11 protein-coding genes are annotated in these 14,391 nt (G+C 62.8%); 5 read left to right on the top strand and 6 right to left on the bottom strand.

What is annotated here, in order from left to right:
* Positions 1–63: 63 nt before the first annotated feature.
* The 5 genes from EP380_RS01455 to EP380_RS01475 form a co-directional block, all read right to left on the bottom strand.
* Positions 64–1,152, bottom strand: coding sequence for an ABC transporter substrate-binding protein (locus EP380_RS01455; protein WP_127595815.1), 1,089 nt, complete (start codon positions 1,150–1,152; stop codon positions 64–66).
* 134 nt (positions 1,153–1,286) lie between these two features.
* A complete protein-coding gene (locus EP380_RS01460; protein ID WP_106572190.1) occupies positions 1,287–2,366 on the bottom strand; it encodes an ABC transporter ATP-binding protein in 1,080 nt (359 codons plus the stop codon).
* Positions 2,367–2,827: 461 nt separating this feature from the next.
* Complete coding sequence (gene choV, locus EP380_RS01465; RefSeq protein ID WP_106572191.1) at positions 2,828–4,009, bottom strand: choline ABC transporter ATP-binding protein; 1,182 nt, start codon at positions 4,007–4,009, stop codon at positions 2,828–2,830.
* On the bottom strand, positions 4,006–4,860 hold the full coding sequence (gene choW / locus EP380_RS01470; RefSeq protein ID WP_106572192.1) for a choline ABC transporter permease subunit: 855 nt from the start codon (positions 4,858–4,860) through the stop codon (positions 4,006–4,008). Before choW ends, choV begins: the two co-directional genes overlap by 4 nt.
* A gap of 182 nt (positions 4,861–5,042) precedes the next feature.
* Positions 5,043–5,987: a choline ABC transporter substrate-binding protein gene (locus EP380_RS01475; RefSeq protein ID WP_106572193.1), complete on the bottom strand. Its 945-nt coding sequence runs from the start codon at positions 5,985–5,987 to the stop codon at positions 5,043–5,045.
* A gap of 242 nt (positions 5,988–6,229) precedes the next feature.
* On the opposite strand from EP380_RS01475, the gene EP380_RS01480 reads away from it, so the two are divergent.
* From EP380_RS01480 to EP380_RS01495, 4 genes are all read left to right on the top strand, one after another.
* Entirely contained in the window at positions 6,230–6,844 is a 615-nt protein-coding gene (locus EP380_RS01480) for a thymidine kinase (RefSeq protein ID WP_106572194.1), read from the top strand.
* 138 nt (positions 6,845–6,982) lie between these two features.
* Positions 6,983–8,071: a hypothetical protein gene (locus tag EP380_RS01485; protein ID WP_127595818.1), complete on the top strand. Its 1,089-nt coding sequence runs from the start codon at positions 6,983–6,985 to the stop codon at positions 8,069–8,071.
* A 15-nt stretch (positions 8,072–8,086) separates the two neighbouring features.
* The gene (locus tag EP380_RS01490) at positions 8,087–9,232 is read left to right on the top strand and encodes a hypothetical protein (RefSeq protein WP_127595821.1); all 1,146 of its coding nucleotides are present in this window, start codon (positions 8,087–8,089) and stop codon (positions 9,230–9,232) included.
* A 57-nt stretch (positions 9,233–9,289) separates the two neighbouring features.
* Positions 9,290–11,200, top strand: coding sequence for an AAA family ATPase (locus tag EP380_RS01495; protein ID WP_106572197.1), 1,911 nt, complete (start codon positions 9,290–9,292; stop codon positions 11,198–11,200).
* 126 nt (positions 11,201–11,326) lie between these two features.
* Here the strand turns inward: EP380_RS01495 and EP380_RS01500 are convergent, their stop codons facing one another.
* Complete coding sequence (locus EP380_RS01500) at positions 11,327–12,874, bottom strand: phospholipase D family protein (RefSeq protein ID WP_127595824.1); 1,548 nt, start codon at positions 12,872–12,874, stop codon at positions 11,327–11,329.
* Positions 12,875–13,100: 226 nt separating this feature from the next.
* On the opposite strand from EP380_RS01500, the gene EP380_RS01505 reads away from it, so the two are divergent.
* Positions 13,101–14,387 carry a DUF6638 family protein gene (locus tag EP380_RS01505; RefSeq protein WP_127595827.1) on the top strand — a complete coding sequence of 429 codons (1,287 nt, stop codon included), beginning with the start codon at positions 13,101–13,103 and terminating at the stop codon, positions 14,385–14,387.
* Positions 14,388–14,391 lie beyond the last annotated feature (4 nt).

The raw sequence follows: 14,391 nt of genomic DNA on the forward strand, positions 1-14,391 counted from the left end.
TCGGGTTCGGGATGCGGCGGCGAAGCGGGCGGGGCGCGCTGGCGCCCCGCCGCCGTTTTGGGGTCAGCCGGCGACCCAGGCGTTGAAACGCTCTTCAAGCGCGTCGCCGTAATCGGCCCAGAACTGGACATCGAACGGGATCGCGGTCTCGAGATTCGTCGGATTGGTCGGCATGTGCGGCTTCATGTCGATATCCGTACCCTCGAGCATACCCACCAGCGGCGCGGAAGATTTGCGCGCCGGACCGTAGGAGATGTACTTGGCCTGGTCGGCGAGGCGCTGGGTGTCGGTCGCGAACGCCAGATAGTCCTTGATCGTGTCGAGATTACCGGTATCGACCGGCACCACCCAGCCGTCGGTTTCGAACATCTGGTGGTCCCACATGATCTCGAACGGCTGGTCCTCGTTGACCTGCGCGTTGAAGATGCGGCCATTATAGGCGGTGGCGATCACCGCTTCCTTGTCGGCCAGCATTTGCGGCGGCTGCGCGCCTTCCGACCACCAGATCACGTTGTCCTTGATCTCGTCGAGCTTGGCGAAGGCCCGGTCCTGGCCCTCCTTGGTGGCGAGCACCTCGTAAACCTTGTCGGTCTCCACCCCGTCGGCGAGCAGCGCCCATTCGAGGTTCTTCTGCGGAATCTGCTGCAGCGCCCGGGTGCCGGGGAATTTTTCCACGTCCCACACATCCTCGACCGTCTGCGGGCCGCCGTCGGGGAACGCCTCGGTATTGTAGGCGAACATGGTGGCGTAGAGGATCTGCGGGATGAAGCACGGGCCGAGCGTGCCTTCGATGAAGTCTTCGGAGGCTGGCGTGCCGTCCGGTGCGGCCTTGAGCCACTCGTCGTGCGGCACTTCCATCACCAGACCCTCGTCGCAGGCGCGCTGGGCGTCGGCCTGCAGCATGTCGACCACGTCCCAGGTCACGTTGCCGGCCTCGACCTGGGCGCGAATGCCGGCGAGCGCGTTGGCCGATTTGTCCTCATTGAGGATCTCCACGCCGGTCTTTTCGGTATAGGGCTTGTGGTAGGCCTCGATCTGGGATTTCGAATAGGCACCGCCCCACGAGACGATCGTCAGTTGTTTGTCCTGCGCAATCGCGCCGCCAAGCGCGATCGCCGCGGCCGTGCCGGTTAAGATCAGAACCCGTTTCATACTGACACCTTCCTTTGATTTTTTTCTGCTTTGACTTCGGGATGAAAGACACATCGAGTTTGTGTCCGACGCTGGTTTTTCTTTCTCTCAAGGTCCGCCGGATGACCTGTTCGGACCGCGCCCGCGCCGGGCACTCAGTCGCCGTGGTCGAGGGCCCGGCAATCCTCGGTCGCCCACCCGACCCGCACGCTTTCGCCGGCCTTGAAGCGGCGCGCGCCGAGCCGGTTGCGTGTCTTGACCACGAAGGCGCTGTTGCCGGCGACCGTCATGCGGGTGCGGATATGGTCGCCGAGATAGATCACCTCTTCGACGCGTCCCGTCACCGTGTGATCCGTGACGCTTTCGTCGGGATCGATCTCGACACGCTCGGGCCGGATGGAAAGCTGGGTGCGCTCGCCGGGGCCGGCATTGATTGCTAGCGCCATGACCTCCTCGCCGTCGTTCAGAAGAACCCGCGCGATGCCGTCATTGATCGATCGTATCTTGCCGACAAGCGTGTTGTTCTCGCCGATGAACTGGGCGACGAAGCTGTTTTCCGGCTTTTCGTAGAGCACCTCGGGCGAGGCGAGTTGCTGGATGACGCCGTCATTGAAGACGGCGACCCGGTCCGACATCGTCAGTGCTTCGCTCTGGTCGTGGGTGACGTAGATCACGCTGACGCCGAGCGATTCGTGCAGGTGCTTGATTTCGAACTGCATGTGTTCGCGCAGTTGTTTGTCGAGCGCGCCGAGCGGCTCGTCCATCAGGACCAGTTCCGGTTCGAACACCAGTGCGCGGGCGAGCGCCACGCGTTGCTGCTGGCCGCCGGACAGCTGAGCCGGTCGGCGGCCGTGAAAGCCGCCTTCGCCCATTTGCACCATGTCGAGCGCGCGCTGAACCTTCTTCTCGCGTTCGGCCTTGTCGAAACCGCGCACCTCGAGCGGAAAAGAGAGGTTTTCGGCGATCGTGAGATGGGGAAACAGCGCGTAGTTTTGAAAAACCATCCCGATGCCACGCTTGTGCGGCGGGACGCTGTTGATGGGCTGGCCGTCGAGATAGATTTCGCCGTGCGTGGCCGGTTCGAAGCCGGCGACCATCATCAGGCAGGTGGTCTTTCCGGACCCGGACGGTCCGAGCATGGTCATGAATTCTCCCCGCTCGAGGCGGAGATTGAGGTTTTTTACGACAAGTGTCTCGCCGTCATAGGATTTCTGCACTTCTTCGAAGAGAACCATCGGCTGGTCAGCGGGCGCGCTTTGGCGCTGTGACCTCGATGACGACTCGGCTTCCCGCTCCTCGTCGACAAGCTCATTCAATGTTTTCTCCCTCTGGTTATCTTTTTTTATGACCCTAGAGGAATATAGCCGCGTGATCAAATCCCTTGTTTCACATGTGCGATAGCATATTAGCCATCTTGAAAGTAATTAGCTTTATTTTTGATTATAAAGTTTTTTGGAAATGTTTTAAAAGAATAGAAAGTAATTATATTGCTATTCTTGGTTGCGAAAAAAATATCAAAATATGGGCGCGTTCCTGAAAATTCCAAAAAAATATACATGATGATTAGCCGGTTCACAGACCCGCTGCCATGTCGTCGGCCGCCGACGGGCCTCTCGCCCGCAGAGGGAAAACCATGCGCCTCCGGTCGTCGTGCGATGCCGGTTCGCGATGGTAGGCCCGATCCTGGCGAGCGGCCTCAGCGGCGCAGCACGGCACCGAGCACGTCGCGGATACCGATGGCGCCGATGAAGCGCGACTGTTCGTCGAACACGGCGACCGGTGCGGTCTGCGACTGGTGCATGGCGTGCATGACCGCCTTCAACGTCGTGCCCGGCTTGGCCCAGTAGACCTGGTGAGAATCTTCCGGCAGCGTTTCGAGCGGGTCGCACGCCGCCCAGATTGCGGGCTTTCCGTTGCGCTCGGCGCCGATGACCAGCATGTTTTCGTCAAGTCGGAAGCGGGTCGTCTGCCGGCGGTCGAGCCAGACCCAGCCGTCGCTGCCGATATCCAGGTCGCGCCGGTCGCGCATGACGTTCCACGCCGTCAGCACCGAAAGCGGATTCACGTTGGAAATGAAGTCGCGCACATAGTCGTTGGCCGGTTCCAGCACGATCTCCTCCGGCGAACCCGACTGTACGATGCGTCCGCCTTCCATGATGGTGATGCGGTTGCCGATCTTCAGCGCCTCTTCCAGGTCGTGGCTGACGAAGATGATCGTCTTTTTCAGATCGCTCTGGAGCTGCAGCAATTCGTCCTGGAGTTTTGTCCGGATCAAGGGGTCGAGCGCGGAAAACGGCTCGTCCATCAAAAGGATCGGCGCCTCGGTGGCGAAGGCGCGGGCCAGCCCGACGCGCTGCTGCATGCCGCCCGACAGCTCATGCGCATACTTGTCCGCCCACTGGTCGAGGCGGACGAGTTCGAGCTGGCGCGCGACCCGCTCGCGCCGTTCCTTTTCCGGCACGCCGGCAAGTTCCAGGCCGAAGCCGACATTTTCGGCCACCGTGCGCCAGGGCAGCAGGGCGAATTGCTGGAAAACCATCGCCACGCATTCGCGGCGGATCTTGCGCAACTCGGCCTCCGAACAGGACACCACATCGGCCTGCCAGTCCTCGGCGTGCACGATCACTTCGCCCCGTGTGACCGCGTTCAGGCGGTTTACCGCCCGCAGCAGGGTCGATTTGCCCGAGCCCGACAGACCCATAAGCACCGAGATCTCGCCTTCCTCGACGGTCAGGCTGCAGCCCGCGCAGCCGAGCACGCTGCCCGTTTTGTCGAGGATCTCGGCCCTGTCGGCGCCCTTGTCGAGCAGGGCGAGCGCAGCCGCCTGCTGCTCGCCGAAAATGATGTCGACGTCGCGAAATTCGACCGCCGTGCTCATGTGTCGTCTCCCCGGCCGATCCGCGACATCCGGTCGAGGATGATCGCCACGATGACGATCGCCAGACCCGCTTCCAGGCCGAGCGGAATGTTGACAGAGTTCAGCGCCCGCACGACCGGTTTGCCGAGGCCGTTGGCGCCGATCAGCGCCGCGATCACCACCATCGACAGGCACAGCATGATGCATTGGGTCAACCCCGCCATGATGGTCGGCAGCGCGGCGGGCAGTTCGACCTTCCACAAGAGCTGGCGCTTGGTCGCGCCGAAGGCTTCGCCGGCTTCCAGCATCGGCTTGGGCACCGAGGTGATGCCGAGATAGGTCAGCCGGATCGGTGCCGGCGAGGCGAAGATGACGGTCACGATCAGGCCCGGTGCGATGCCGAGGCCGAACAGGATCAGCACCGGGATCAGGTAGACGAAAGTCGGCAGGGTCTGCATCAGGTCGAGCAGCGGCTGCAGGAAGCGGTAGACGCTTTCCTTGTGCGCGGCCCAGATGCCGATCGGCACACCGATCGCCATCGAAACGGCGGCGGCGGCGACGACCAGCACCAGGGTCTCGACGGTTTCCTTCCACAAATCCTGGTTGACGATGAACAACAGCCCCAGCGCGACGGCCAGGGCGAGTTTCCACGAGCGTTGCAGATACCAGGCAAGCGCGGCGATCGCGGCGACCAGCACCACCGGCGGGGCCAGAAGCAGCAGGTCGACGAGGCCGTCGAGGACGAGCTTGAGCCCGTCGGCGATCGAATCGAAGAACCACTCGAAATTGGTGGTCAGAAAATCGAAAAACTGCTTGCCCCAGCGCCCGATCGGTATCTTGACGCTGGCGATCCAGTCCGAAATCGGATCCATGTCTTAGCCCCCACCGGATGCGCCGCCGACCGGCGCATCCATGCTCATCTTGCATCGCCACGCCCGGCAGTCGCCGCAACGCGCTCGAATGGCTGCGCCCGTGCGTCCGCCGGCGGCACCCAGCGCCGGCGCGCCACGAGCCGGTTCTGTCGCGGCGGCGCCCCCGCGGCCGCGATCGGCGATCACATGCCCAGCGCCGATTTGACCGCAGCCATGCCGTCGCCGCCGTCAAGCGTGGTCACGCCGTCCAGCCACGGCGCGATCGCGTCGGGATTGGCTTTCAGCCACGCCGTCGCCGCGGCCTTCGGCTCGGCGCCGTCATCGAGAATCGCGCCCATTATCTCGTTTTCCATTTTCAGCGAAAAGACGAGGTTTTCGAGCAGCTTGCCGATATTCGGGCATTCCGTGGTGTAGCCGGCGCGCACATTGGTGTGCACGGTGGCGCCGCCGTAATTGGGGCCGAACACGTCATCGCCGCCGGCAAGGTAAGCCATCTCGATATTGGCATTCATCGGATGCGGTTCCCACCCCAGGAAGACCACATCCTCCTTATTGCCGACCGCCTTGGAGACCGCCGACAGCATGCCGGCTTCCGAGCTTTCCACCAGTTCGAAGCCCGACAGGCCGAACGTGTCGTTCTCGATCATGTCGAGGATCAGGCGATTGCCGTCATTGCCGGCCTCGATACCGTAGATCTGGCCGTCGAGCTTGTCCTTGAACGTGGCGATGTCGCTGAAATTCTGCAGGCCGGCGTCGAACGTGTATTTGGGCACCGCAAGCGTGTACTTCGCGCCTTCGAGATTGGTGGTGACCGTTTCCACCGTGCCGTCGTCGAGATAAGGACGGATATCGGCTTCCATCGTCGGCATCCAGTTGCCGAGGAAGATGTCGATGTCGTTCGACGCCAGCGATCTGTAGGTGACGGGAACCGATAGGATTTCCACGCTGGGCTGGTAGCCGAGCGCCTCGGTGATGACGGAGGCCGCCGCCGTCGTTGCGGTGATGTCGGTCCAGCCGACATCGGAGAAGCGCACTTCCTTGCAGCTTTCGGGGTCGGCGGCCTGGGCGTGAGCCGACAGCGCGGCGCTCAGGCCGAGCGCGATGGCGAAGGTCTTGGTGCGGTGCATGAATTTTCTCCCGTTGAGACGCCTTGTCGGAGCGCGACGGCATTGGTCCGCACTCCTTTTGTTGGGTATGCGAACCAAACACCATTTTGCGGTCGATTCAAGCGTCGTGCCGGCCGTTCTGCCGCGGCCGCGTGTGCGGGAGGCGAAAAATATGCATGATTTGCGTGGATGACCGTGGCTTTTGTAGCTGCTTCGTCGCCCGGCATCTCCCCGCCGGCGGCGGACTGCGCTTATAGGGACATATGGCCAAGCTTTATTTTCATTACGCCACGATGAATGCCGGCAAGTCGACTATGCTTCTGCAGGCGTCCTACAATTACCGTGAACGCGGCATGACGACGATGGAGTTCATCGCCGCCTTCGACGACCGCGCCGGCCAGGGCCGCATCGGCTCGCGTATCGGCCTGGCGGCAGGGGCGGAGACGTTCAGGCAGGACGACGATCTCTACCGGCGCGTCGCCGAGCACCACGCGCATACCGTCGTGCATTGCGTCTTCGTCGACGAGGCCCAGTTCCTGTCGCACGAGCAGGTCTGGCAACTCGCCCGGGTCGTCGACCGGCTCGACATTCCGGTGATGTGCTATGGGTTGCGCGTCGACTTCCAGGGCAATCTGTTTCCCGGTTCGCACGCGCTGTTGGCGATCGCCGACGAGTTGCGCGAGGTGCGTACGATCTGCCGGTGCGGACGCAAGGCAACGATGGTCGTCAGGCTTGGACCCGACGGCAAGGTGAGCCGGCAGGGCGAGCAGGTGGTGATCGGCGGCGACGACAAATATGTCTCCTTGTGCCGGCGCCATTGGGAAGAGGAAATGGGCCGTTGGCCGGCCGAGGATATGGTCGGCTTCGCGCGCGGCTGACGGGTCGAAGCGCCGGGCGGGCTTGAAAACGCCGGGTCGTCGTTGACGGCAAGCGGACTTTCAATCGCAACATTCGGCTCATATATTCAACCACCGCCGCGCGACCGCCGGCATCGATCAGCGAAGTGGAGAAACTGGATGGCGACCCTGCAAAATTTCGATGCCGAAATCGCCAGGACCCGGAAAACGGTCGAGGACATGCGCTCCAAGATCGAGCAGTCGGGGATCGTGCTGGATCAGATCGCGCAGGCCGACAAGAAGATCGGCGAAGTCGATTTCGACATCGAAAACGCCCGTATCGCCGACGTGCTCAAGCAGCAGAAGACGATGGAGGCGAATATCGCCGACCTGATCATCGGGCTCGAAGACGCCACCAATGTGTTCGGCGCCGAATTCGAGAGCATGAAAAGCTATACCGGCTGGGAGACCTTTGTCGGGTTCTTCTCCAAGCAGCGCCAGCAGCGCATGCGCACCGAGCGCGTCCGCAACATGTCGCTGGCCGGAAACCTGCAGGAATTGCTCGGAAAGTCGGACACGATCGTCGGCATCCTGACCGACCAGAAACAGGTGCTGGACGAGCGCTACAAGACCTCCGAGGCGAGCCTGGCGGAAGTGATCGAGCGCCGCAAGACGACCATGGACACGCTGACGACGACGCAAAAGCGCATCGAGGAACTGAATCCGATGCTGCTCGACATCGAAAACCGCATCGCCGCCTCCACCAGCCAGGCCGACCGCACCGAACTCGAAGGCGAGCGCTCGAAGCTGGCCACCGAATATAACGAGATGCAGGCCAAGGAGCAGGAATTGCTGGCCGAAAGCCAGACGCTCGAGCGCTACACCTCGATGTTCCAGACCTTCGTCGATTCGCTCAACAATCAGATCGCCGCCCAGAACACGCTGATCAACAAGCTGACCATCGACACCGAACAGCGCATCGTCTTGTACAAGGCGCTCGAGGACTCCTTGAAGACGGCGGCCCAACAGGACGTCGCCCACCGCATCAACACGTTGGGCAGCCAGGTCGACAACACCGCCGAGGAGACGATGGCGGGCATCGGCGCGGCCGCGCAGCGCCATATCGGCGACCTGCTCGAACTGCACGAGAAGAACATGGTCACGACCGCCGACATCCAGCGTCGCAAGAAGCTCGCCGACGATGCCTTCGCCCGCCGCTTCGACGAGGTGATGAAAAAGCACAATGCGGCCGACTACGTGAAACAGTAGTCGAAACGTCCGCGCATGACCGATACCAGCACAGCCGCGAACCGCTATTTCGACGCCATTTCGGCTGCCCTGAAGGGGCTCGATATCTTTTTGCGGCACGACAATTCGCCGCTTTACGGCCACGGCCTGGTGGCGCAGGTCGTGTCGGAATATATCGCCCGGCTGGAAAATTCGTTTGCGTGCTGGAAGAACCGGCTTGGCTTCACCCAGTCGTTCCGCATCTCGCGGGCCGAAAGCGGCTTCCCGGTGTTCCAGAACGTCATGGAACTGGAGAAAGACCGCCGCACCGCTGATCAAAAGCTGGCTGCGATCCCCAAGCCGGACGAGCTGCGCGCGGAGATGGTCGACTTCATCCTGCGCCGCAAGGCGTTTCCGAGCGATCTGCAGCGCTCAATGGCCGAGCGGCTTTATCTGCAGGATGTGGGCACCGGTCTCGTCTTCGCCCCCTTCATCCTGCCCAAGACGGTCCGGGTGTCGGTCAATCCCAAGACTGGGCGGCCCTACTGCCTGGTCCATTGGGGCGCCTTCGACGGGTCGGCCAACCTGCCGCTCGTCTATATGGCGATGATCGAGGATTCGTCCGACGACATGGTCGGCGCGCTGGTCACGCGGGACGGCAAGCTCAACGAAACCGTGCCGATCCCCCTGCCGGTCGAGGGGCTTCTCAACCCGGACCTGGCGCACCGCTTCGACGATTTCGCCGAAAAGAACTCGGCCTATTCGCTGTCGCCGGCGACGATCGCCGGCAATCTCGACAAAGATTTCGACACGCTGCACCCCAAGCAGCTGCGGCGCGTGGTGCTGGGGCCGTTTTATTCGGCCGGCATTACCGAGCACAATTCGACCGTGGCCGACGTGCTGGACAAGGTGCGCGATTCCAAAAATGCCTGGCTTTTGACCTGGACGATCCAGGAGGTGTTTTCCAAGGGGGAAAAACCCGGCCGGCGCGGCCTGTGGTCGAGCACACCGGCGCGCGACGAGTTTTTCATCAACACCGATGACCTGGAGGCGGCCAGACAGGGCGTGAGCGCGTACGAAAAACACGCTTTGGTGCCGCACGAGGCCTATCAGGCGCTGTATGCGGCCGGCGAGGCCGAGACGGTCTTTTCGGGCTACAAGGTCCACATCCTGTCCGGCGAGCGGGTGATCAGCGATGTGTAGCCTCCGCGATGGTGTCCGGGGCGGTTGTCGAGCAATGCAGAGGATTCGGGGCGTAAGATGGATACCGGCCTGACCACGATCGGCGAAGCCGACATCGAAAAGCACCGCGCCGTGGCGCAGGGCATGATCACCCGCATCATCGTGATGGAGGACGGCGGCGGGCGCTCTTCGACCGCGCTTGCCGGCACCGGCCGGCGTTTCGTCTCGACGGTATCGACCGGCTCCGTGCGCCGCACGCGCGAGGTCGAGTTCGCCAAATCGGTCGCCGCTGTGCGCGCCGACGACGTGATGATGTCGATCCCCCAGCACACTTTATTGTTTCGCGCCCGCCGCGGGCTTGCGGTCGCGCTGGCGGTCGGCGACGTTTTCGCCCGCTCCAGCGAACTGGAAAGCCTGCAGGCCAAAAACAGCCGTGCCCCGCTGGAGGGCGATGAGGCCCAGCGCTTCAAGCGGCTGTTGTCGGCCTCGGCCTATGTCGCCGCCTTCAGCCTCGCTTGCTACCTCTTGCAGACCATCGAAAGCGACGCCGAGGCGCCCAATGACGTCGAGGAACCGGATTTCCTGTTCGACACGCCGCAGGATGCGCTGAAATCGATGATCGCCGGCCTCGATGCCGCGATTGCCGGCGCCAAGGACGATCAGGACCTGTTGAGCCGGGCGCGCGCCTTTGCCCGCGAGGCGGTCGAGGGTCTGCTGGCGCGCAAGGGCCGGTTCGACGGGCTGGGGCCGTTCGAGGACGCGCATATCCGTATCGACCAGGACGATTTCACCCTTGACGGGTTCGACGTTGCGCCGGGTCAGAAGCGCAAGCCGTTGGTGATGACGTTCAAGAAGCCGAACGAGATCGTTGGCAACCACATCGCCAAATATCAGGCCATGAAGCTTGCCAAGATGCTGATGGCCTATGATTTCGACCGCCAGCTTAACCCGTTCGTCGAGCTCGGCGGGTTTTTGTTCACCTTCATCGGCGACGGCGCCCCGGGCACCGGCAAGACGATCCTGATCCAGATGACCGCCGGGCTGATCAACGACTATTGTCAGATCGCCGGCTACCCGTTCCATTACGAGAATTTCGGCGTCGACCAGATCTCGTCCTACCAGGGCAAGTCCGGCCAGAACTGCAAGCAGTTCGTCAACAACGTCATCAATCCGCGCGCCATCGGTTTCGGCACGGTCGACGACATCGATCAGGTCGCCGCCAAGCGCTCCGACGATCGCGCATCGGCCGGCCAGCAGGAGATCACCGGCGTTTTGATGGAAAGTTTCGCCGGCGCCTCGACGGTTGTGCGCGGCAATTGCTCCTTCGGCATGTTCTCCAACTATCCCGAAAATGTCGACGACGCGCTCAGGCAGCGGGCCGGGGCGCGCTGGCTTGTCGACGGGCCGCAGACGCGCGACGATTATATCGACATTTTCGTGCTGCTGGCCGGCAAGAATCACGGCATCCCGCTCGGCGAGCATGATCTGTTCGACGCCCAGGTGATCCAGCGCGCCGTCAACACCGCCTACGAGCATCATTCCAAGCCGCAGGAAGAGGGCCTGCAGAAAGTCTATGAGCGTTATCTCGACCAGTATGGCGAGCCCCGCACGCTGGCCGACATCGGCTCGTACCTGCATCTCATCAAGGAGGCGGAGCCGCGCTTCACCGGCCGGGCGATCAAGAACATCACCGATGCCATCAAGATGCGGGCCATGGATATCGAACTGCCCGACGACTGGTTCGAAAAACCCGAAACCTTCATGCACAAGGCCTATGACGACAAGAAAGCCATGATCGAGGAGTTGCGCGGTCCCTTCACGATGGCGATGGTCATGCAGGAGATCAACCGCTACGCCGATTCCGAGTTCCGCTATTCTGATCGCTCCGACGACGCCGCGGTCTCGACCATGATCCGCGACGCGCGGCTGCGCGAGCGCGCACTGCGCGAGATCGAGCAGATGAAGGCGAAAGGAACGTGGCACGCGTGAGTGGCCGCGCGGCGGACGCCGAGAGGATCCTTTTTCTGCGTTGCCGCGTGCGAGGCGGCGTATCGACCGGTGGGCCTGTGCGGCGTCCGGAGAAACGACCGACCGAGCACTTTCACGCCGCCTTGGCTAAAGCAGCCATTCGATCGGCAGCCAGCCGAACACGGTGACCATGATCCGGTCGGTCAGCGAGGCGCCGGGCTCGGTATCCAGTGCCGTGGTGGTGCCGTCGGGACCGGTCTCGATCCAGCGCAGTTCGCCGTTCTGCAGTTCCACCCGGTAGGCGCTGTGGGCCAGATCGCGCGTAAACGCCTCGTGGATGCGCCGGGCCATCGAGGCGCTTTCGATCAGAAAACCCATCTCGCAATTGAGATGGACCGAGCGCGGGTCGAAATTGAACGAGCCGACGAAGACGCGCTGGCCGTCCACGCTCAGGGTCTTGGCATGCAGGCTGGAGCCCGATGAGCCGGTCGCCGACAGTTCCGAGGCGCCATCGGGCAGGCCGGGCCTGGGTTTGAGCTCGTAGAGCGCGATGCCGGCCTTCAACAGGCGCCGGCGATACTTGCTGTAGCCGGCATGGACCATCGCGACGTCGGTCGATTTGAGGGCGTTGGTAAGGATGGTGACTGCGGTGCCGGAATTGCGGATCGACTTGAAATAATCCATGCCGCCCTTGCCGGGAACGAAATAGGCTGAGATCACGTCCAGCCTCTTGCGGACGGGGCCGAGAGCCGACCCGAGCTGGCTGATCATCAACTCGCCGGGTTTGGCTCTGCCGAGCCCTTTCGAGGGCGGATCGCTGAAAAGCCGGACATCGGTCCATTCCAGGGTGATGTCGCCGCTGTTCAGACGCCCCGCGACGGATTCTTCCAGTTCCGGCATCCGTTTCAGCCATTCGGCCTCCGGCGAGGTGCCGCCTTCCGTCAGCCAGTCCGGCAGCCGCCTGTCGGCGCTGGGGGCGACCGCGTCGATCGGATAGGCGGATTGGCTGTTCCAGTAGCGGTCGAAATTCGCCGCCGTCTCCGGCACGACCGTACCGGCCGCCAGCACGTCGAGGTCGAGGAAATAGTTCTGTTCGCCGATGCTGAAATATTCGTCGCCGACATTGCGCCCGCCGATGATCGCGGCCGCGCCATCGACGATGAAGGCCTTGTTGTGCATGCGCCGGTTCATGCGGAAAAAGTCGAACACGAAACCCGCAAGCTTCAGCCGGCGTACGCGCGACGGGTTGAACAGCCGCACCTCGAAGTCGTCCTGTGTGTTCAGCGCGGCCAGCGTCGCGTCCATTCCCGAAACGCCGTTGTCGTCGAGCAGCAGGCGTACACGCACGCCGCGCCGCGCCGCGTCCGCCAGCGCCCGCAGCAGCAGGCGGCCGGAAACGTCGTCGTGCCAGATGTAATATTGTACGTCGAGCGAGCGTTCCGCCTGGGCCGTCAGAAGAAGCCGGCTGGCCAGCGCCTCGTGTCCGGTGGCGAGCGGCAGAACGCCGGACTTTTCCGGGTGGTCGCGGACCGAGGCCGCAAGGCCGCGCCCCCAGGCTGTCTCCTTCGACAGGGGTATGGCCGTGCTCGGCGTGCGCGCCTGCAGGTCGGGAAGGGGCAGGAGCAGGCGCGCGGAAACGATCAACAGGCCAAGGCTGGCCGAGACGCCAAGCAACCATTTGAGAAGGCTTAACAAACTGTCTGTACCCCGCAACGCGACGATCTAGCGTTTCATGGACCAGGGCGAGGGGCAAGCCTGTCTTTCTGCGCCGGTCGTCGTCCTTCGAGCAGAGGGCCGTGCCGGGAATGTGGCCGTGGCCGCGAACCATGCCTTGAGGGAAACAGCGCGAGCCTTTAGATCATAAACGGTGCTCGCCCGGAAATTGCCGGCGAGGTCGCATGTTGCGAGCGAGAAGGACCGGATGAAGCGCCTTTACGACAGCGAGCTGATCTACGGCCGTTTGATGCGGGTCGACGAACCGCACCTCGTCGCGCGTTACAACAAGGCGCTGACCGCCTTCGGCCTCAAACCGACCGCGCTCGCGGCGATCGATGTCGATCGGACCGGGTTTTCGCCGCAAGTGGCCGACGAACTCGGCGACGACAACTATCTCGATCCGAACCGGATCAACCGGCGTTTCATCATCCTGTCGCCGCGTCAGGCCGACTTGCCCGTCGTACACACGGCCTTTTCCAACACCGCTCAGCTGATGTTCGAGTTTTTCAGCCGCAATCGCCGAGCGATCGACGCGTTGACGATCAAGGACGTCATCTACGGCGAGATCGAGGACACCGTCGCCAAGGTCGAGGACATCGAGGATCTCCTGTCGATCAACCAGGTCGAGTTCCGCGTGCTGTCGGCCGAGGACGTGCTCGGCAAGGCGGCCGAACTCGGCCGGCTGGCCGATCGGCTGCGTCAGGAACCCGACGCTTGGCGCAACGACGCCATGCTGGAGCGTATGGTCGACCTTGCCAAGGTGACGGGCGACATTCGCGAGAACGCGCTGGTGCCCGATCAGGTGATTTTTCGTCACAACGCGTTCTGGACCAGCCATTTCGGCGGGCTTTACGTCTTTGTCGATCCCGACGTGACGACCGTGATCTCCGACCCCGCCGCGCCGGGCTTTCGTCGCTCGCGGCCCTGGCAGGTGAGTTATCTGTCGATCCGCGACCCGGAACGCGTGTTCGACTTCCTGCTCAAGACCGGTCGGCTCGATCTGCCGCGCGAATCCTGGCTCGAGCGCTCAGGCTATCTCGAGCACCGCGCCGAGATGGTGGTGCGCGGCCTGATCCGCAAGGCCGACCCCGAAGCCGATCTGAACCGGGTCGACAAGGTCTGGTTGCAGACCTGGATCCATCGCCATGCCGACCTGATTCAGCGCGACGGCGCTTTTCCGTTCCTGAACGCGGCCAAGCGCGAAGCCGCCCAGACCGGCCAGATCGATCTTGATGAAATCGCGCCGCATCGCCGGTTCCTGGTCGTGCGTCCCAAACCCGACCATCCCGATGCCTGGCTCACCGGCCGGCTGATCTCCGATTTCGTTCCCGACGACTTCGTTTCGCGCTATGTCTTCAACAAGCAGGGTTTTTACCGCGATTACGAAGCCCTGAGCGAGCGCTGGCGACGCCATGTTGTCGACACGCTCCAGACCACATATCTCCGCGACAAGCGGGCATTCCGCCAGAAGCTCTATGGCTTGACGGACTGAAAGG

Origin of the sequence: Nitratireductor alexandrii, from assembly GCF_004000215.1 — a bacterium.
Classification (GTDB): domain Bacteria; phylum Pseudomonadota; class Alphaproteobacteria; order Rhizobiales; family Rhizobiaceae; genus Mangrovimarina; species Mangrovimarina alexandrii.

Bases quoted from the DNA above. Each gene is read 5' to 3' on its own strand.
- EP380_RS01480 (WP_106572194.1), top strand. From the start codon at position 6,230: ATGGCCAAGCTTTATTTTCATTACGCCACGATGAATGCCGGCAAGTCG.
- EP380_RS01460 (WP_106572190.1), bottom strand. From the start codon at position 2,366: ATGGTTCTCTTCGAAGAAGTGCAGAAATCCTATGACGGCGAGACACTT.
- EP380_RS01495 (WP_106572197.1), top strand. From the start codon at position 9,290: ATGGATACCGGCCTGACCACGATCGGCGAAGCCGACATCGAAAAGCAC.
- EP380_RS01505 (WP_127595827.1), top strand. From the start codon at position 13,101: ATGAAGCGCCTTTACGACAGCGAGCTGATCTACGGCCGTTTGATGCGG.
- EP380_RS01485 (WP_127595818.1), top strand. From the start codon at position 6,983: ATGGCGACCCTGCAAAATTTCGATGCCGAAATCGCCAGGACCCGGAAA.
- EP380_RS01475 (WP_106572193.1), bottom strand. From the start codon at position 5,987: ATGCACCGCACCAAGACCTTCGCCATCGCGCTCGGCCTGAGCGCCGCG.
- EP380_RS01455 (WP_127595815.1), bottom strand. From the start codon at position 1,152: ATGAAACGGGTTCTGATCTTAACCGGCACGGCCGCGGCGATCGCGCTT.
- EP380_RS01490 (WP_127595821.1), top strand. From the start codon at position 8,087: ATGACCGATACCAGCACAGCCGCGAACCGCTATTTCGACGCCATTTCG.
- choW (WP_106572192.1), bottom strand. From the start codon at position 4,860: ATGGATCCGATTTCGGACTGGATCGCCAGCGTCAAGATACCGATCGGG.
- choV (WP_106572191.1), bottom strand. From the start codon at position 4,009: ATGAGCACGGCGGTCGAATTTCGCGACGTCGACATCATTTTCGGCGAG.